Source organism: Thermomonas haemolytica (genome assembly GCF_004346265.1).
Classification (GTDB): domain Bacteria; phylum Pseudomonadota; class Gammaproteobacteria; order Xanthomonadales; family Xanthomonadaceae; genus Thermomonas; species Thermomonas haemolytica.
In genome coordinates this window covers 44639-62991 of record NZ_SMAP01000009.1, presented here as the reverse complement: position 1 = coordinate 62991, position 18353 = coordinate 44639, and the positions used below count along the sequence as shown (strand labels likewise).

15 protein-coding genes and 1 pseudogene are annotated in these 18353 nt (G+C 72.6%); 9 read left to right on the top strand and 7 right to left on the bottom strand.

The window, feature by feature from the left end; genetic code table 11:
• Together EDC34_RS10545 and EDC34_RS10540 are read right to left on the bottom strand one after the other, a co-directional pair.
• Positions 1-720: a glutathione binding-like protein gene (locus tag EDC34_RS10545; protein WP_114960752.1), complete on the bottom strand. Its 720-nt coding sequence runs from the start codon at positions 718-720 to the stop codon at positions 1-3.
• Positions 721-802: 82 nt separating this feature from the next.
• On the bottom strand, positions 803-2251 hold the full coding sequence (locus EDC34_RS10540) for an MFS transporter (protein WP_114960751.1): 1449 nt from the start codon (positions 2249-2251) through the stop codon (positions 803-805).
• 238 nt (positions 2252-2489) lie between these two features.
• Between EDC34_RS10540 and uvrD the strand changes: the two genes are divergently transcribed.
• Complete coding sequence (gene uvrD, locus EDC34_RS10535) at positions 2490-4691, top strand: DNA helicase II (protein ID WP_114960750.1); 2202 nt, start codon at positions 2490-2492, stop codon at positions 4689-4691.
• 21 nt (positions 4692-4712) lie between these two features.
• On the opposite strand, the gene EDC34_RS10530 is transcribed toward uvrD, so the two are convergent.
• The 3 genes from EDC34_RS10530 to acnD all read right to left on the bottom strand — a co-directional run bounded on the left by EDC34_RS10530 (position 4713) and on the right by acnD (position 9156).
• Positions 4713-6116 carry a phospholipase D-like domain-containing protein gene (locus EDC34_RS10530; protein WP_114960749.1) on the bottom strand — a complete coding sequence of 468 codons (1404 nt, stop codon included), beginning with the start codon at positions 6114-6116 and terminating at the stop codon, positions 4713-4715.
• A 19-nt stretch (positions 6117-6135) separates the two neighbouring features.
• A complete protein-coding gene (locus EDC34_RS10525) occupies positions 6136-6417 on the bottom strand; it encodes a DUF2782 domain-containing protein (RefSeq protein ID WP_114960748.1) in 282 nt (93 codons plus the stop codon).
• A gap of 108 nt (positions 6418-6525) precedes the next feature.
• Entirely contained in the window at positions 6526-9156 is a 2631-nt protein-coding gene (acnD, locus tag EDC34_RS10520) for a Fe/S-dependent 2-methylisocitrate dehydratase AcnD (RefSeq protein ID WP_114960801.1), read from the bottom strand.
• A 74-nt stretch (positions 9157-9230) separates the two neighbouring features.
• Here acnD and dusA point away from each other — a divergent pair, with 74 nt between their 5' ends.
• The 4 genes from dusA to EDC34_RS10500 all read left to right on the top strand — a co-directional run bounded on the left by dusA (position 9231) and on the right by EDC34_RS10500 (position 12973).
• Positions 9231-10235: a tRNA dihydrouridine(20/20a) synthase DusA gene (dusA, locus tag EDC34_RS10515; protein WP_114960747.1), complete on the top strand. Its 1005-nt coding sequence runs from the start codon at positions 9231-9233 to the stop codon at positions 10233-10235.
• Positions 10236-10372: 137 nt separating this feature from the next.
• Positions 10373-10738 carry a PepSY domain-containing protein gene (locus EDC34_RS10510; protein ID WP_132982885.1) on the top strand — a complete coding sequence of 122 codons (366 nt, stop codon included), beginning with the start codon at positions 10373-10375 and terminating at the stop codon, positions 10736-10738.
• 81 nt (positions 10739-10819) lie between these two features.
• The gene (locus EDC34_RS10505; RefSeq protein WP_114960745.1) at positions 10820-11503 is read left to right on the top strand and encodes a response regulator transcription factor; all 684 of its coding nucleotides are present in this window, start codon (positions 10820-10822) and stop codon (positions 11501-11503) included.
• A 99-nt stretch (positions 11504-11602) separates the two neighbouring features.
• Positions 11603-12973, top strand: a complete 1371-nt coding sequence (locus tag EDC34_RS10500; RefSeq protein WP_205388077.1) for an ATP-binding protein — start codon at positions 11603-11605, stop codon at positions 12971-12973.
• A gap of 27 nt (positions 12974-13000) precedes the next feature.
• Here EDC34_RS10500 and EDC34_RS10495 read toward each other — a convergent pair whose 3' ends face one another.
• Together EDC34_RS10495 and EDC34_RS10490 are read right to left on the bottom strand one after the other, a co-directional pair.
• On the bottom strand, positions 13001-13762 hold the full coding sequence (locus EDC34_RS10495) for a M90 family metallopeptidase (protein ID WP_338067053.1): 762 nt from the start codon (positions 13760-13762) through the stop codon (positions 13001-13003).
• Positions 13763-13775: 13 nt separating this feature from the next.
• A complete protein-coding gene (locus EDC34_RS10490; protein ID WP_114960743.1) occupies positions 13776-14078 on the bottom strand; it encodes a hypothetical protein in 303 nt (100 codons plus the stop codon).
• Positions 14079-14206: 128 nt separating this feature from the next.
• Here EDC34_RS10490 and EDC34_RS10485 point away from each other — a divergent pair.
• From EDC34_RS10485 to EDC34_RS10465, 4 genes and pseudogenes are all read left to right on the top strand, one after another.
• Positions 14207-15963 (top strand): annotated as a pseudogene (locus EDC34_RS10485) (DegV family protein).
• 58 nt (positions 15964-16021) lie between these two features.
• Positions 16022-16642, top strand: a complete 621-nt coding sequence (plsY, locus tag EDC34_RS10475) for a glycerol-3-phosphate 1-O-acyltransferase PlsY (RefSeq protein WP_162797710.1) — start codon at positions 16022-16024, stop codon at positions 16640-16642.
• Positions 16639-17628, top strand: coding sequence for a bifunctional biotin--[acetyl-CoA-carboxylase] ligase/biotin operon repressor BirA (gene birA, locus EDC34_RS10470; protein ID WP_114960739.1), 990 nt, complete (start codon positions 16639-16641; stop codon positions 17626-17628). Before plsY ends, birA begins: the two co-directional genes overlap by 4 nt.
• Positions 17625-18344 (top strand): type III pantothenate kinase, encoded by a 720-nt coding sequence (locus tag EDC34_RS10465; RefSeq protein ID WP_114960738.1) that lies wholly within the window; start codon positions 17625-17627, stop codon positions 18342-18344. The genes birA and EDC34_RS10465 overlap by 4 nt, the downstream gene beginning before the upstream one ends.
• Positions 18345-18353: the final 9 nt, after the last annotated feature.

Below are 18353 nucleotides of genomic sequence, written 5' to 3'. Positions count from 1 at the left end.
TCAGCGCGCGCCCTGCCCGAACAGGATCTTCTTCTCCTCGTCCGACAGCGGCTGGCCGGCGTTCGGGTTGACCTGCCGCGCCAGCGCATAGGCGCGCGCGGTGGCGGGGCGTGCGGCGATCGCCGCCTGCCAGCGGCGCAGGTGCGGGAACGGCGCCAGGTCCAGCGGTGCCTTGTCGTACACGTTGATCCACGGATACGCCGCCATGTCGGCGATGCTGTAGGTGGCGCCGGCGATCCACTCGCGCCCGGCCAGGCGCGCATCCAGCACGCCCAGTAGGCGCAGCGCCTCGTTGCGGTAGCGCGCCTTCGCGTAGGGCACGTCCTCCGGCGTGTACACGTGGAAGTGGCCGTACTGCCCGGTCATCGGGCCGAGCCCGGCCACCTGCCAGCACAGCCATTCGTCCACCTCGATCCGCTGCCGGCGCGCGCGGGCGGCATCGGCATCCGCGGCCACGCCGTCGAAGCGGCCGGCCTTGTCCGCCAGGTAGCGCAGGATCGCGCCGGATTCGAAGATGGAAATCGGCGCGCCGCCGTCGCCGGGCGCGTGGTCCACGATCGCCGGCATCTTGTTGTTCGGCGCGATGGCGAGGAACTCCGGCGCGAACTGCGCGCCGCGGCCGATGTCCACCGGCACGATCCGGTAGTCGAGGCCGGCCTCTTCCAGGAACAGGGTGATCTTGTGGCCGTTCGGGGTGGGCCAGTAATAGAGGTCGATCATGGCAAGGCGCTCGCGGTGGGGAGCGCCACTCTAGCGCCGCCACCGTTGCGATGGCGGCAACGCGGCGTTGCGCGGCGCGCCGTCAGTGCCCGCCCTGCGCGGCCAGGCGGTCGAGGTCGATGCCCTGCGCGCGCAGCGCCCGCGCAGTGCGCAGCGCGTAGAACGCAAGGTAGGCGAAGCAGGCCACCCCGACCCAGAAGCTGGCGTGCACGCCCACCGCATCGGCCAGCGCCCCCTGCGCCCAGCTCACCAGCCCGCCGCCCATGATCATCATGATCAGCAGGCTGCTGCCCTGGTTGGTGTGGCGGCCCAGGCCGGTGATCGCCAGCGCGAAGATGCACGGCCACATCGTGCTGCAGAACAGGCCCACGCTGATGAAGGCGAAGATGCTGATCTTGCCCGTCGTGGCCATGCCGACCAGCAGGACGGCGATCCCGCACAGCGCGAAGTACAGCAGCATCCGCGCCGGGTTGCCGCGGCTGAGCAGGGTGGCCGCGATCATCACCACGATCACCCCGGCATAGCCGAAGAACTGCGAGACGTCGTGGCGGGCGATCGCGTTCACCGCCAGGTACACCCCAAACGCGAGGAACGGCAGCACCAGCGTGAGCAGCCGGCGCGCGGTCGCGCCGACCTCGAACGCGCCGGCCGCGCCGGTCCAGCGGCCGATCATCAGGCTGGCCCAGTACAGCGACACATACGGGGCCAGGCGGTGGGTCTGGATGCCCAGCCCTTCGTGCAGATAGGCCGGCAGGTTGCTGATGGTGGAGACTTCCACGCCGACGTACACGAAGATCGCCAGCATCCCCAGCGCCAGCTGCGGATACGCGAAGGCCGAGCCGCGATCCACGGGGGGCGCGGCGGCAACGGCTTCCTCGCGCGCCAGCGCGTCCAGGTCGATGTGGTCGGGCACGGCCGATAGCCACAGTAGCAGCGCCACCAGCACGAACGCCGCGCCCAGCACCAGATACGGGACCTTGACGCTCTCGATGCTGGCTACGTCGTTGTTGGCGGTCACGCTGCCGAAGATCGCCAGGCTCACCAGCAGCGGCCCGACCGTGGTGCCGAGGTTGTTGATGCCGCCGGCCAGGGTCAGCCGCTGCGCGCCGGTGGCCGGGTTGCCCATCACGATCGCCAGCGGGTTGGCTGCGATCTGCTGCAGTGCAAAGCCCAGCCCGACGATGAACAGCCCCGACAGCATCAGCGCGAACGAGCCGCTGTTGGCGGCCGGGTAGAACAGCAACGTGCCCAGCGCCGACAGCAGCAGCCCGAGGCAGATGCCATTGCGGTAGCCGATGCGGTGCAAGAGGTCGCCTCCAAGCGCCTTGGACGCAGCCACGTACAGCAGCGCCCCGACCGTGTAGGCCACGTAGAACGCCACCGACACCAGCTGGCTCTGCGCCTGGCTGAGGTGGAAGGCCTTCTTGAACACCGGGATCAGGATGTCGTTGCTGGCGGCGACGAAGCCCCAGAAGAAGAACACGGTGATGAGGACGCCGAACTGCGCCCATCGCGTTTGCTGGTGTGCCATCGCGCCTCGCCGTTGCTGGTGATTGATCCGGAAAGACGCCGCCTGCGGCGTCATTTCCCCAACCGCAGTACAGCAGCCATGTGCCCGCCTTGTACAGCGGTTGCGTGGCATTGCAAACGATTTCCACGGCGGTGGCGGCGGCCGCAGGGGCTACTGCATTGCAGCATCTGACGGCATGCCCCCGGCCCTGGCAAGCACATGCCTCGGCCCCAGCGCAGGGGCGGGTAAAATCCGGGCGATGGATGTCTCCCACCTTCTCGATGGGCTGAACCCGGCCCAGCGCGAGGCCGTCTCCGCCGCGCCCGGGCACTACCTCGTGTTGGCCGGTGCCGGCTCCGGCAAGACCCGCGTGCTCACCCACCGCATCGCCTGGCTGCACCAGGTGTTCGGGGTGCCGCTGCACGGCATCCTCGCGGTCACCTTCACCAACAAGGCGGCCGGCGAGATGCGCGGGCGCATCGCCGCGCAGCTGGGCGGCGAGGTGCGCGGCGCGTGGATCGGCACCTTCCACGGCCTGGCCCACCGCCTGCTGCGCCTGCACTGGCAGGAGGCGCGCTTGCCGGAAGGGTTCCAGGTGCTGGATGCCGACGACCAGCTGCGCCTGGTCAAGCGCGTGGCGCAGCAGCTGGAGCTGGACGACGGCCAGTTCCCGCCGCGTCAGATCGCCTGGTGGATCAACGCGCAGAAGGACGAAGGCCGCCGCCCGCAGCACATCCAGCCGGCCCCGGGCGACCCCTGGGGCGAGGCCCTGCTGCGCGCCTACGCCGCCTACCAGGAGCGCTGCGAGCGCGCCGGGCTGGTGGATTTCGCCGAGCTGCTACTGCGCGCGCACGAGCTGCTGCGCGAGCAGCCGGGGTTGCTGGCGCACTATCGCCAGCGCTTCGGGCAGATCCTGGTGGACGAGTTCCAGGACACCAATGCCATCCAGTACGGCTTCGTGCGCCTGCTGGCCGGCAGCGGTACCGATGAAAGATGCGGGCAAGTATTCGTGGTCGGCGACGACGACCAGGCCATCTACGGCTGGCGCGGCGCCAAGGTGGAGAACGTGCAGCGCTTCCTGCGCGACTTCCCCGGCGCGCAGACCCTCCGCCTGGAGCAGAACTACCGCTCCACCAGCAACATCCTCAACGCCGCCAACGCGGTGATCGCGCACAACGAGGACCGCCTCGGCAAGCGCCTGTGGACCGAGGCCGGCGAGGGCGAGCCGATCGACCTGTACGCGGCCTGGAGCGAGATCGACGAGGCCACCTACGTGGTCGGCCGCATCGCGCAGTGGGTGCAGGGCGGCGGCAGCTGGGGCGACGCCGCCATCCTCTACCGCAGCAACGCGCAGTCGCGCGCCTTCGAAGAGGAGCTGCTGAAGCGCCAGATCCCATACCGCGTCTATGGCGGCATGCGCTTCTTCGAGCGCGCCGAGATCAAGGACGCGCTGGCCTACCTGCGCCTGCTGGCCAACCGCGACGACGATGCGGCGTTCGAACGCGCAGTCAACACGCCATCGCGCGGGATCGGCGAGCGCACCCTGGACGAGATCCGCCGCGCCGCGCGCGAACACCGCGAGTCGCTGTGGCGGGCCACGCGCCGGTTGTGCGATGGCGCTACGCTGGCGGCGCGCGCGCGCAATGCGGTGGCCGGCTTCCTGCAGCTGGTCGAGGTGCTGGCCGATGAAACCGCGACGATGCCGCTGGCGGAGAAGATCGACCACGTGCTGGCGCGCTCCGGCCTGCGCACGCATTACGAGAACGAATCGCGCGGGCAGCAGGACTCGCGCACCGACAACCTCGACGAGCTGGTCTCGGTGGCCTCGCGCTTCGTGCGCGGTGACGAGGAGGATGCCGCGGCGATGCCTGAGCTGGTCGCCTTCCTCGCCTATGCCGCGCTGGAGGCCGGCGAAGGCCAGGCGCAGGCGGGCGAGGACGGGGTGCAGCTGATGACGCTGCACAGCGCCAAGGGCCTGGAGTTCCCGCTGGTGTTCCTGGTCGGGCTGGAAGAGGGGCTGTTCCCCAACCTGCGCTCGGCCGAGGAACCGGGGCGGATGGCCGAGGAGCGGCGGCTGGCCTACGTCGGCATCACCCGCGCGCGCCAGCAGCTGGTGCTGTGCCATGCCGAGCGCCGGCGCATCCATGGCAGCGACATGTACGGGCTGCCGTCGCGCTTCCTGCGCGAGATCCCGAAGGCCCTGCTGCGCGAGATCCGCCCGAAGCCGCAGCCGGCGTTCGGCGCGCGCCCCTTCGCCGCCGCGCCGCGCCGCGATGCCGGCCATGCCGCGCTGGAGGAGGCGCCGATCCGGTTGGGGGCCAGCGTGCGCCACCCGACGTTCGGCACCGGCTTCGTGACCGACGTGGAGGGCAGCGGTGCCCACGCCCGCGTGCAGGTGAACTTCGACGACGTGGGCAGCAAATGGCTGGTGCTGGCCTATGCCAACCTCAGCCCGGCATGAGGGGGCTGGCGATGGGCGCGGTCACAGCTGGAACCCCAGCGCGCGCACCATGCCTTCGCCCACGTCGCGCAGCCAGCCGGGGGCGCGCGCGACGTAGGGCGAGGCCTGCGCGCGCCGCGCCGCGAACCAGTCGGCCAGCGCCTCGATCTCAGCCGGATCGTGCAGCAGCACGTTGAGTTCGTAGTTCAGGAACAGGCTGCGTCCGTCCAGATTGATCGAGCCGGCGCTGGCGAGTGCGGCGTCGATCACGAAGGCCTTGGCATGCAGCATCCGCGGCAGCAGGTGGATGTGCGCCCCGGCGGCGGCCAGCTCGCGCAGGCTGCGCGCGCGCGCGATGTCGGCCAAATGGTGGTTGGAACGCGCCGGCAGCAGCAGCTCCACCTGCACCCCGCGGCGCGCGGCCAGCACCAGCGCCAGCTGCAGCGCATCGTCGGGCACGAAGTAGGGCGTGGCCAGCAGCACGCGCGCATCGGCGCGGTGGATCGCGCCCAGCAGCAGGGCGTAGGCGGTGTCGTCGCGACGGTCCGGGCCGCTGGGCAGCAGCTGCGCCAGCGTGCCGTCCTCCGCGGCGTCGATGGGTTCCGCCGCCGGCATCGCCGCATCGCCGCCGGCCAGCGCCCAGTCGCGCGCGAACAGGCGCGCGGCGTCGCGCGCGATGCCGCCGTCCGCGAGCAGGCTGAGGTCGTCCCAGGCGGGGGCCGGCGCATGCCCGAGGAAATACTCGCAGGCGAGGTTGCGGCCGCCGGTCCACAGGCGTTGGCCATCCACCACCACCAGCTTGCGGTGGTTGCGCAGGTTGCCGCGCCCGAACTGCGGGCGCAGGCGCAGCCGCAGCGGCGAGAACCAGCGCAGCTGCGCGCCGCTGCCGCGCAGCAGGCGCAGGGTGCGGCGATGCCCGGCGAAGGCGCCCAGCCCGTCCAGCAGCACCCGCACCGCGACCCCGCGCGCATGCGCGCGCGCCAGCGCCTCGGCTACCGCTGTGCCCACCGCATCGGCGCGCAGCAGGAAGACCTCGATGTCGATCCGCGTGCGGGCCGCGTCCAGCAGCTCCAGCAGCGCCTGCAGCGCGCGCGCGCCGTCGGCTTCGATCCGCAGCGCGGCGCAGCGCCGCGGCGGCGGCAGGTCCAGCCCGCGGGTGAGCGCGCTGGCCCAGTTGGCGGTCGCCGCCACGGGCGTGGCCGCTGGCGGGTCCTGCGGCGCGTGCGCGTGCGCCAGCTTGCGCGTGCCCAGCAGCAGGTAGACCGGCAGCGCCAGATAGGGGAAGGCGATCAGTGCGAGCACCCAGGCCAGGGCCGCCGAGGGCGGCCGGCGCTGGCGGCCGGAGTGGGTGAGCGCGACGTACAGCAGCAGGCCGAGGGCGACCGCGGCCACGTGCAGCAGGCTGAGTGCGTGCGCAAGCGTCGGATGCAGCGAAGCGAGCAGCATGCGCCTGCCCGATGCGGGCTTACCAGCTGAACAGCTTGTAGTAGGTCATCGGGCCGCCGCGGTTGTCGCGCTCGTCCACCACGCCATCGCCGTTGCGGTCGTAGATGTAGTAGGTCGGCCCGCGCAGCGGCACCACCTTGACCATGACCAGGCGGCCGCCGTTGCGGTATTCGGTGATGACGTCGCCATTCGATTCGGTGCGGGTCGCGGGCGTGGCGTTGCGCGCCAGCATGTCCTCCGGCGGCACCGTGGTGCAGGCGGACAGGGCGAGCAGGAGACCGGCGATCAGGGCGCTGCGCATGGCGGAGTCCTCAGGGGCATTGCCGGCAGTATGCGCGATGGCACGCGCGCTTGTCGCGGCCGTGCAGGCCGCGCCCGTCACTGCGGGACGGGCGCGCGCGGCGGCGATTCAGTGTGCGCCGGCGCCCTCCAGGAAATCCTGCGCGAAGCGTTGCAGCACGCCGCCGGCCTGGTAGATCGCCACTTCCTCGGCGGTGTCCAGGCGGCAGGTGACCGCGACGTCGATGCGCTTGCCGTCGCGGCGATGGATCACCAGGGTCAGGGTCGCGCCCGGGGCGGGGCTGCCTTCGACATCGAAGGTCTCGCTGCCGTCGATGCCCAGGGTGAGGCGGGTGGTGCCCGGCTGGAACTGCAGCGGCAGCACGCCCATGCCGATCAGGTTGGTGCGGTGGATGCGCTCGAAGCCTTCGGCCACGATGGCCTCCACGCCGGCCAGGCGCACGCCCTTGGCTGCCCAGTCGCGCGAGCTGCCCTGGCCGTAGTCGGCGCCGGCGACCACGATCAGCGGCTGGCGGCGCGCGATGTAGGTCTCGATCGCCTCCCACATGCGCATCACGGTGCCCTCCGGTTCCAGACGCGCCAGCGAACCCTGGCGCACCTTGCCGTCGGCGTCGCGCACCATCTCGTTGAGCAGCTTGGGATTGGCGAAGGTGGCGCGCATCGCGGTGAGATGGTCGCCGCGGTGGGTGGCGTAGGAGTTGAAGTCCTCTTCCGGCAGGCCCATGCGCGCCAGGTACTCGCCGGCGGCGCTGTCGGGCAGGATCGCGTTGCTGGGCGAGAGGTGGTCGGTGGTGATGTTGTCGCCCAGCACCGCCAGCGCGCGCATCCCGCGCAGCGTGCGCGGATACGCCGCCAGCGCGCCCACGCCCTCGCGGTCCCAGTACGGCGGGCGGCGGATGTAGGTGCTCTGCGGGCGCCAGGCGTACAGCGGCTGCGCGCGCTCGCCCTGGGTGCGCGGCGCGAACATCGGCGCGTACACCGCGTGGAACTGCTCCGGCTTCACGCTGGCCTGCACCACCGCGTCGATCTCTTCATCGCTCGGCCAGATGTCCTTCAGCCGCACCGGCTGCCCGTCGGCATCGGTGCCGAGCACGTCGCGCTCGATGTCGAAGCGCACGCTGCCGGCGATCGCATAGGCGATCACCAGCGGCGGGCTGGCCAGGAACGCCTGCTTGGCGTAGGGGTGGATGCGGCCGTCGAAGTTGCGGTTGCCCGACAGCACGGCGGTGGCGTACAGGTCGCGGTCGATGATCTCCTGCTGGATCGCAGGGTCCAGCGCGCCGCTCATGCCGTTGCAGGTGGTGCAGGCAAAACCGACGATGCCGAACCCCAGCCGCTCCAGCTCCGGCAGCAGGCCGGCGTCCTTCAGGTAGCGTTCCACCACCCGCGAGCCGGGGGCCAGCGAGGTCTTCACCCACGGCTTGCGCGCCAGCCCGCGCGCGTTGGCGTTGCGTGCCAGCAGCCCGGCCGCGATCACGTTGCGTGGGTTGCTGGTGTTGGTGCAGCTGGTGATGGCGGCGATGATCACCGCGCCGTCCGGCAGCCGCCCTTCGGCTTCGTCGGCGCGCGCCGCGGCCAACTTGGCTTCGTCGGCGATCCCGCGCTCGGCCAGCGCCGCCACCGGCAGCCGGCGGTGCGGGTTGGACGGGCCGGCCAGGGTGCGTTCCACCGTGGACAGATCGAAGTGCAGGGTGCGCTCGTACTGGGCGTGGGCGAGGTCGTCGGCCCACAGGCCCAGGGTCTTGGCATAGGTCTCCACCAGCGCCACCTGGGCGTCGCTGCGGCCGGTCAGGCGCAGGTAGTCCAGGGTGTTGGCGTCGATGAAGAACAGCGCCGCGGTCGCGCCGTATTCCGGGGCCATGTTGCTGATGGTGGCGCGGTCGCCGATGGTCAGCGCGGCGGCGCCCTCGCCGCGGAACTCCAGGTACGCGCCGACCACCTTCTCCTTGCGCAGGAACTCGGTCAGCGACAGCACGACGTCGGTGGCGGTGATGCCGGGGCCGGGGCGGCCGCTGAGCTCCACCGCCACGATCTCGGGCAGGCGCATCATCGAGGCGCGGCCCAGCATCACGCTCTCCGCCTCCAGCCCGCCGACGCCGACGGCGATCACGCCCAGCGCGTCCACGTGCGGCGTGTGCGAGTCGGTGCCGACGCAGGTGTCGGGGAAGGCCACGCCGGCGCGGGTATAGACCACCGGCGACATCTTCTCCAGGTTGATCTGGTGCATGATCCCGTTGCCGGCGGGGATCACGTCCACGTTGTCGAACGCACGCCGGCACCACTCGATGAAGTCGAAGCGGTCGGCGTTGCGGCGGTCCTCGATCGCGCGGTTCCTGGCGAACGCCTGCGGGTCGAAGCCCGGCGCCTCCACCGCCAGCGAGTGGTCCACGATCAGCTGCACCGGCACCACCGGGTTCACCTGCGCGGGGTCGCCGCCGGCCTCGGCGATCGCCTCGCGCAGCCCGGCCAGGTCCACCAGCGCGGTCTGGCCGAGGATGTCGTGGCAGACCACGCGCGCCGGGAACCACGGGAAGTCGAGGTCGCGCCGGCGCTCGATCAGCTGGCGCAGGTAGTCGTTGAGGTGCTCGGGGTTGGCCTTGCGCACGATGTTCTCGGCGTGCACGCGCGCGGTGTACGGCAGGCGCGCCCAGGCCCCGGGCTGCAGGGCGTCCACCGCCTCGCGCGCGTCGAAATAGTCGAAGGCGGTGCCGGGCAGGGGCTTGCGGTAGCTGGTGTTCATCATGGCGGCGGGCTGCGTCGAGCGGATCGCGCTATTGTCGCGCATCGCCGCTGCGGCTGCCCCTGCTCCGTACAATGCGCGGCGTGAACGCCTCGCCCGCCATCCCCGCCGACCGCGTGCGCCTGTCCGTCGCCCCGATGATGGACTGGACCGACAGCCATTGCCGCGCCTTCCACCGCGTGCTGGCGCCGCACGCGCGGCTGTATTCGGAGATGGTGCACGCCAACGCGGTGATCCACGGCGACCGCGCGCGCCTGCTGGCGATGGACCCGAGCGAGCACCCGGTGGCGCTGCAGCTGGGCGGCAGCGAGCCGGCGCTGCTGGCGCAGGCGGCGCGGATCGGCGCGGAGGCGGGCTTCGACGAGATCAACCTCAACTGCGGCTGCCCGTCCGACCGCGTGCAGGCCGGCCGCTTCGGCGCCTGCCTGATGCGCGAACCGGCGCTGGTGGCCGAGAGCGTGGCGGCGATGATCGCGGCCTGCCCGGTGCCGGTGACGGTGAAGTGCCGGCTGGGCGTGGACGACGACCACGAGTGGGAGCGTTTCGTCCATTTCATCGACACGATCGCCGCGGCCGGCTGCCGCAGCTTCATCGTGCATGCGCGCAACGCCTGGCTGCAGGGCCTGTCGCCCAAGGAGAACCGCGAGGTGCCGCCGCTGCGCTACGACTGGGCCTACCGGCTCAAGCGCGAGCGGCCGGCGCTGCAGGTGGTGGTCAACGGTGGCATTGCCGATGCAGCGGAAGCTAGCGCGCACCTGGCCCACGTCGATGGCGCCATGCTGGGCCGCGCCGCCTATCACACGCCCTATCTGCTGCATGAACTCGATGTTGCCTGGTTCGGGGGGGCGCTGCGTTCGCGGGCCGAGCTGCTGCGCGCCTATCGGCCGTATGTGGAGGCGCAGTTGGCGCGCGGGGTGTTCCTCAAGCACATCACCCGCCACCTGCTGGGGCTGTTCGCCGGCCAGCCCGGCGGGCGCGCGTTCCGGCAGGTGCTGAGCGAAGGCGCGCACAGGCCCGGCGCCGGCTGGGCGCTGGTGGAACAGGCGCTGGCCCTGACCGAGCGCGCGCAGGCGGCCTGAGCCGGGCCCGGCGCGGGCGAGGGGCGACCGCCGGCACTTGCCTGAACGACGCGCTATCCTGTTCAGGAAACTTCAGGGGGGGTTCACCCCCGGATTCCAAGAATGCCTGCCAACCCGTCGTTCGCCACAGACACGCCATGTCCCGTCTTCCGCACGCTTCGTTGAACCTGCTTGCCGCTGCCGTGCTGGCCGCGCTGCCGGCGGCGTCGGCGTGGGCGCAGCAGCCGCCGCCGTGGATGCAGCAGGGTGCCCCGCGCGAGCGTCCGCAGCCGCCGGTGGACTTGCCGCAACAGCGCCGCGACAACCTCTCGGACGCGGTGCGCCGCGCCGAGCGCGACACCCGCGGCGAGGTGCTCTCGGCCGAGCGCATCCAGTTCGACGGCCGCGACATGCACCGGGTGAAGGTGGTGGACGACCAGGGCCGGGTGCGCGTGTACATGCAGGATCCCGCCCGCCGCGGCGATGGCGGCCGGCGCCCGCCCGCGCGCGACGGCGACGACTGATCGCCCGGGCGCCCGTTCCGCATCGCTTCGCCCAGCCCCACCCCTGCAAACGCCCTTTCGACCGTTTCCCAAGGAGTGACCATGCGTATCCTGCTCGTCGAAGACGAAGCCCCGCTGCGCGAGACCCTGGCCGCCCGCCTGAAGCGCGAAGGCTATGCGGTGGATGCCGCGCAGGACGGCGAGGAAGGCCTGTACATGGGCCGCGAGGTGCCGTTCGACGTGGGCATCATCGACCTCGGCCTGCCCAAGATGAGCGGCATGGAGCTGATCAAGGCCCTGCGCGACGAGGGCAAGAAGTTCCCGGTGCTGATCCTCACCGCGCGTTCCAGCTGGCAGGACAAGGTGGACGGCCTCAAGCAGGGCGCCGACGACTACCTGGTCAAGCCGTTCCACGTCGAGGAGCTGCTGGCGCGCATCAACGCGCTGGTGCGCCGCGCCGCCGGCTGGAGCAAGCCGACCCTGGAATGCGGCCCGGTGATGCTGGACCTGGCCGCGCAGACGGTCAGCGTCAACGGCAGCAATGTGGACCTGACCAGCTACGAGTACAAGGTGCTCGAGTACCTGATGATGCACGCCGGCGAACTGGTCTCGAAGGCCGACCTCACCGAGCACATCTACCAGCAGGATTTCGACCGCGATTCCAACGTGCTCGAGGTGTTCATCGGCCGCCTGCGCAAGAAACTCGACCCGGATGGCGAACTGAAGCCGATCGAGACCGTGCGCGGCCGCGGCTACCGGTTCGCCATCCCGCGCAGCGGCGAGTAAGCGCGCGGCAGGGCGCGGATGACGGCCCCTCCTGTGGAATCCGAGGCGGAGGCGCAAGGGCCGCGCAGGCGGCGCCTGCGCATCGCCCAGCCGCGTTCGCTGCGGTCACGCCAGCTGTGGGCGGCCAGCCTCGGCCTGGTAGCATTCCTCGCGCTGGCCGGTTTCGCGCTCGACGGCGCCTTCCAGCGCACCGCGCAGAGCGGCCTGCGCGAGCGCCTGCACAGTTATGCGCTGGCCTATGCCAACAGCGACTTCGCGCGCGACGGCAGCGTGATCCCGCCGTGGGACCCGCCGGACGCGCGCTTCCGGCGCCCCGGCAGCGGCCTGTACGCGCAGATCGTGCTCGAGAAGGGCACCTGGGAATCGGAGTCGGCGCAGGGCCCGGAGCTGCCGCCGGCGGAGATGCTGCCGCCCGGCAAGCAGGTGTTCGAAGGCCCGCTGCCGCTGAAACAGATCAACGGCGCGCCCGGCTTCGCCTACCGCTTCGGCTATGGCCTGACCCTGAGCGACGACGAGGGCGGCGGCCGCGAGATCCCGTACACGGTGTACATCCTGGAGGACAGCACCGCGCTGGCGCGCCAGGTGTCGGCGTTCCGCGCCGCGCTGTGGTGGTACCTCGGCGGTGCCGGCCTGGTGCTGCTGCTGCTGCAGATGTTCGTGCTGCGCTGGAGCCTGCGCCCGCTGGGCGATGTGATCGACGAGCTCAAGCGGGTCCAGCGCGGCGAGGCCGCCGGCATGAGCCAGGCCCATCCGCGCGAACTGGAGCCGCTGACCGAGAGCATCAACGCCTTCATCCAGAGCGAACGCGAGAACCTGGAGCGCCAGCGCAACACCCTGGCCGACCTCGCGCACAGCCTGAAAACCCCGCTGGCGGTGCTGCGCGCGCGGCTCGATAGCGGCAGCAGCGAGGCCGAGTTGCGCGAGGAGGTGGACGCGCAGCTGCGGCGCATGGGCGATCTGGTGAGCTACCAGCTGGCGCGCGCGGCGCGCTCCGGCCACCAGCTGTTCGCGGCGCCGGTGGAGATCGAGCCGCAGGCCGAGCAGATCGTGGTCGGGCTGGAGAAGGTGTATGCCAGTAAAGGCGTGCTGTGCGAATTCGAGATAGCCCCGGAGGCGCGTTTCCACGGCGAGACCGGCGACCTCCAGGAGCTGCTTGGCAACCTGTTGGAGAATGCCTTCAAGTGGGCGAAATCCCGGGTCCTGCTGACCGTGGCCGAGGGTGCGCAGGTGCCCGGGCGCCGGCCGGGCCTGCGGATCGTGGTGGAGGATGACGGCCCGGGCATCGCCGAGGACCGCATCGGCTACATCCTGCAGCGCGGCGTGCGCGGCGACGAGCGCGTGCAGGGCCACGGCATCGGCCTGTCGATCGTGCAGGACATCATCAAGAGCTACCGCGGGCAGTTGCACGTCGGGCGTTCGGCCGAACTCGGCGGCGCGCGCTTCGAGGTCGAACTGCCGGGCGGCCTGTAGCGGCGGCGTCCACGGCAGGGCGCGCGCCTACGCGCCCGGCAGCAGCGGGTCGCCGTAGAAGCGCTGCAGGTGCGCGGCCACCTCCGGCAGCGCCGCACGCAGCCGCTGCGGCTGGCTGAAGTGGTATTCGCTGCAGACCGCGAAGAACTCCTCGGGCGCTTCCGCCGCGTAGGGGTCGATCGCGCTGTCATGGCCGGCGTCCAGCGTGGCGCACAGGGCGTCGTAGGCGCGCTGGAAATCCGCCGCCCATTGCCGCTGCCAGGCGCGCGGCAGCGGCGGGGTGCCGTCCATCACTCCGTCCAATGCGTCGAGCTTGTGCGCGATCTCGTGCACCGCCACGCAATAGCCTTCGGCCGGGGCGGCGATGTCGGCGCGGATGTCGGCCCAGGACAGGATCACCGGTCCGTGCAGCCAGGCTTCGCCGATCAGTTCCTCCTCGCCCTCGTGCAGCACGCCGTAGGCATCCATGTGGCTGCGGCGCACCCGGAACGCCCCGGGATACACCACCAGCTCGCGCCAGCCGTGCAGGCCTTCGCTGCCGAACTCCAGCAGCGGCATGCAGCACAACAGCGCCAGCCGCAGGCGCTGCACGTCGTCCAGGCGCAGGCCCTGCAGCGGGGTGATGGTCTTTTCGTGCAGAAAGCGCGCCGCCAGCGCGTGCAGGCGTTCGCGGCGGGTGGGGTCGAGCGCGCGCAGCCACGGCAGGCCGGCGCTGGCCTGGCGCAGCAGGGCGGGATCGAGGGTGGGCGGGGACGGTGCGCGCCGGCGGCGCGAGAACGGCCAGATCACGAGGGCCGTGGGCTCAGCGGAACATGCCCGGCAGGAAGCTGTGGAAGCGCGAGGGCAGCATCCGGTCGCCGCCGCTGTTGCCTCCGCGGGCCGGCACTGCGGGCGCGGCCTTCGGCTTGGGCGCGCGTGCGGGATGGCTGGCGGCCACCGCGCCGTCGATGTCCACCTCGTCCAGGCGGTCGATCTGCGCGGGCACCGGGTCGGTCGGCGGGGTGCTGTCCGGGGCCGGATGCCGCATGTCGGCGGCGGCGACCGGGCCGAACGCGCCCGTCAGGGCAAGGCAGACCAGCAGCTGGCGCGAGGAGGGCAGGCGCATGGACGGTCACCGGGCGAGGGCGGACGGGGCGGACGCACCGATCCGGCTCTCGACTATAGCAGCGCGGGCGGGCCGCTGCTGCTGCGCCGCAGCAAGCGTACGGGCGGGCCTGTCTGCACACTGGCGGGATGCACGAAGCCGTCCTCGATCCCGCCCTGCCCGCGCCCGCCCCATCGTTCGTCACCGCCGCCGCCCTGCGCCGCGCCCTGATCGCCGGCGCGCGCCGGGTGATCGCCGCGCGCGAGGAGCTCAACCGCATCAATGTGTTCCCGGTCCCCGACGGCGATACCGGAAGCAACCTGGCCGCGACCCTCGGCAGCGTGCTGCACGGCGTGCTCGGGCGGCGCAGCCGGCATGCCGGCGAACTGCTGGTGCAGGTCGGCCACCAGGCGATCGACGGCGCGCGCGGCAATTCCGGCGCGATCATGGCGCAGTTCCTGGTCGGCCTCGGCGAGCAGGCGCGCAGCCTGCCGCGGCTGGACGCGCAGGCGTTGGCGCAGGCGGTGCGGCGCGGTGCCGACAGTGCGCGCGCGGCGCTGGCGCATCCGGTGGAGGGCACCATCCTGAGCGTGATCGCGGCGTTCTCCGAGGCGTTGGAGGAGGGCGCGCGGCGCCAGGGCGGCGGCCTGCGCGAGGCCTACGCGCAGGCCCTGCAGCGCGCGCGGCGGGCGCTGGCGGACACTCCGCGGCAGATGGCGGTGCTGCAGAAGGCCGGGGTGGTGGATGCCGGGGCGCGCGGTTTCGTGGACTGGCTGGAAGGCATCGCCGACTACGCCGAGGGCGGAGTGCGCGCGCTGCGTGCCGGCGCGGCGGCGGTGCACATCGAGGCCGAGCCGGTGGCGCACGTGCACGAGGACATCGACCCGCAGCGCCGGTTCTGCACCGAGTGCCTGGTGGTCGGAGAGGGGATCGACCGTGCGGCCCTGCGCGCGGCGCTGGAGGCGCAGGGCATCGATTCCCTGGTGGTGGCCGGCAGCTCCGGCCGGGTGCGCGTGCACGGCCATGCCGGCGCGCCGCAGCGGCTGTTCGATGTGTGCGCAGGGTTCGGCCGGGTGGAGGCGATGAAGGCCGACGACATGCTGCTGCAGCAGCGCAGCGTGGAATCGCCCGCGCAGGTGGCGGTGGTGGTGGATAGCGCCTCCGACCTGCCGCCCGTATTGGCCGACCGCTACGGCATCCACGTGGTGCCGGTGCGGGTGAGCCTGGATGGGCGCGATTACCTCGACCGTCTGGGGCTGACCGCGGCCGAGTTCTATCGCCGCATGGCGGCCTGCGCGCAGCTGCCGCAGACCAGCCAGCCGCCGCCGGGCGATTTCCGGCGCGTGTTCGAGCACGTGCTCGCCTACCAGCCGGCGGCGGTGTACGTGGGCTTGTCGCGCCCGTTGTCGGGCACGTTGCAGGCGGCCGAGACCGCCGCTCGCGCGCCGGCGAGCTGGCGCAGGCCGGCGCGGATGCCGAGGCGATCGCCGCCGAGATCCGGCGGCTGCGCCCGCTCACCCGCACCTGGGCGATGGCGCGCGACATCCGGCACGCGGTGCGCGGCGGCCGCATCCCGCGCTGGGCCGGCCCGCTGGTGCGCTGGACTGGGCTGACCCCGATCGCCAAGGTCAGCCCCGAGGGCCTGCTCAAGGTCGCCGGCGGGCTGCTGGCGCGCCGGCGCGCGCCGGAGGCGTTCGCCCGCTTCGTGGCGCGGCGGGTGCCGGCCGGCCAGCGCTGGCGGCTGATCGTCGGGCATGCCGATGCCCTGGCCGACGGCGAGCGCCTGCTGGCGGCGCTGCGGCAGCGCCTGGACGTGGCGGAGGCGCATCTGGTGGACGTGGGCCCGGCGGTCGGCGCGCATGCCGGCCAGGGCACCCTGGTGGTGGGGCTGCAGCCGGCGCCGTGAACGCACAGGCTGCGCCGCGCAGGTGCGGGCCGTGCGCGCGGCTGCGTATCATCCGCGCATGACGATGACGCTTGCCGATGCCGGCGTGCTGCTGGCCGCCTACCTGCTGGGCTCGCTGTCCGGCAGTCTGCTGCTGGGCCGCCTGCGCGGGGTGGATATCCGCCGCCACGGCAGCGGCAATGCCGGCGGCACCAACGCGCTGCGCACCCTGGGCTGGCGCTTCGCGCTGGGGGTGGTGGTGATCGATGTCGGCAAGGGCGCGCTCGCGGCCTGGCTGGGCCTGCGCTTTGCGCAGGGTTTTGCATATCCAGCGGCGGCGCTGGCGGTGGTCGGCCACGTGTGGCCGCTGTGGCACGGCTTCCGGGGCGGTAAGGGCGCCGCCACCGTGGTCGGCGCGCTGCTGGTGCTGTGGCCGCAGGCGCTGCTGCCGCTGCTCGCGGTGTGGGCACTGGTGCTGGTGGCCAGTGGCTATGTCGGCCTGTCCACCGTGCTGGCGATGGCCAGCCTGCCGGTGTTCGCGTGGTGGCAGCAGGCGGGGCCCGCGCGCACCGGGTTCGCGCTGGCGATGGCGCTGTTTCTGCTGTTCACCCACCGCGGCAACCTGCAGCGGCTGCGGCGCGGCACCGAATCGCGGTTCGAACGCGCGCGCCTTCTGCGGCGCCGGCGGGCCGGGGCATGAGCGATGGCCGCGACGAGCGCGTGCTGCTGCGGCGGCTAGCGGCCGGGCCGGTCAGCGGCGACGTGCTGGCCGGCGAACTCGGATTGACCCGCGCCGCGGTGTGGAAGCGGATCGAGGCCCTGCGCGAGGCCGGCCTGGCGATCACCGCGCTGCCCGGGCGCGGCTACCGCCTGCAGCCGCCGCCCGACCTGCTGGAAGCGGACGCGATCCGCGCCGCGCTGCCCGCCGCCGTGCGCGCCGAACTGGCGGCGCTGGAGGTGGCCTGGACGCTGGAATCCACCAATACCAGCCTGCTGCAGCGCGCGGTGCCCACGCGCGGCTGCGCGGTGCTGCTGGCCGAGCGCCAGACCGGTGGGCGCGGCCGCCGTGGCCGCACCTGGGCCTCGCCGCTGGCGGCGCATGTGTACCTGTCGTTGGCGCGCCGCTTCGATGGCGGGCTGGCGCGGCTGGGGGGCCTCAGCCTGGTGGCCGGGGTCGCCGCCGCCGAGGCGGTGCAGGCGCTGGGGTTCCCGCAGGTGCGTCTGAAATGGCCGAACGATCTGGTGGTGGCGGACGGAGCGCAATTGCGCAAGCTCGGCGGGCTGCTGGTAGAAGGCGGCGGCGAGGCGGGCGGCGCGGCGCGAGCGGTGGTCGGCCTCGGCCTGAACGTGCGCATGCCGCCGGCCTTCGCCGCGGCCATCGACCAGCCGTGGACCGATCTGTCCGCACTGACGTCCACGCCGCCGGCGCGCAACGCGGTGGTGGCGCAGCTGCTGCAGCACCTGCTGCCCGCGCTGGCGCAGTTCGATGCCGAAGGCCTGGCGCCGTTCCTGCCGCGCTATGCCGCGCTGGATGCGCTCGCCGGCCGCCGCGTGCGCCTGCATGAGGCGTCCGGAACTTCTGCCACGCTGGCGCTGGGCGTGGCCGCCGACGGTGCGCTGCGGGTACGCGACGAGGATGGCGGTGAGCGCTGCGTGCACGCCGGCGAAGTGAGCGTGCGCGCATGAGCACCTGGCTGTTCGATCTCGGCAATACCCGCCTGAAATGCGCCCCGCTCGGGGCCGACGGCCGCCTCGGCGCGGTGCGCGCGCTGGCGCACGACGAGGGCGCGGCTTGGCTGCAGGACCTGCCGTCCGGCGAGGTGGCCTGCATCGCCAGCGTGGCCTCCGACGCGCGCCGGGTGGCGCTGCTGGAGGCGCTCCTGCCGCGTTTCGCGCGCCTGCACCGGGTCGCCACCGAGGCCGCGCTGGGCCCGCTGCGGATCGCCTATGCCGAGCCGTCGCGGCTGGGCGTGGACCGCTTCCTGGCCATGCTCGGCCAATGCGATGGGCAGGCCATGCTGGTGGTCGGGGTCGGCACCGCGCTCACCCTCGACCTGGTGGATGCCGACGGCTGCCATCGCGGCGGCCGCATCGCGCCCTCGCCGCAGTTGATGCGGCAGGCGCTGCATGCGCGCGCCGCGCAGCTGCCGGAGAGCGGCGGCGCCTACGCCGAGTTCGCCGACGACACCGCCGACGCGCTGGCCTCCGGCTGCGAGGGCGCCGCGCTGGCGCTGATCGAGCGCAGCCTGCACGCGGCACACGCCCTGCTCGGGGTGATGCCGGAGCTGCGCCTGCACGGCGGCGGCGGCGAGGGACTGCGCGCGCACCTGCCGCCGCATGCCTGGGTGCCGGAGGCCGTGCTGCAGGGGCTGGCGCGCTGGCATGCGCTGCGGATCGCATAAACTGCGGCG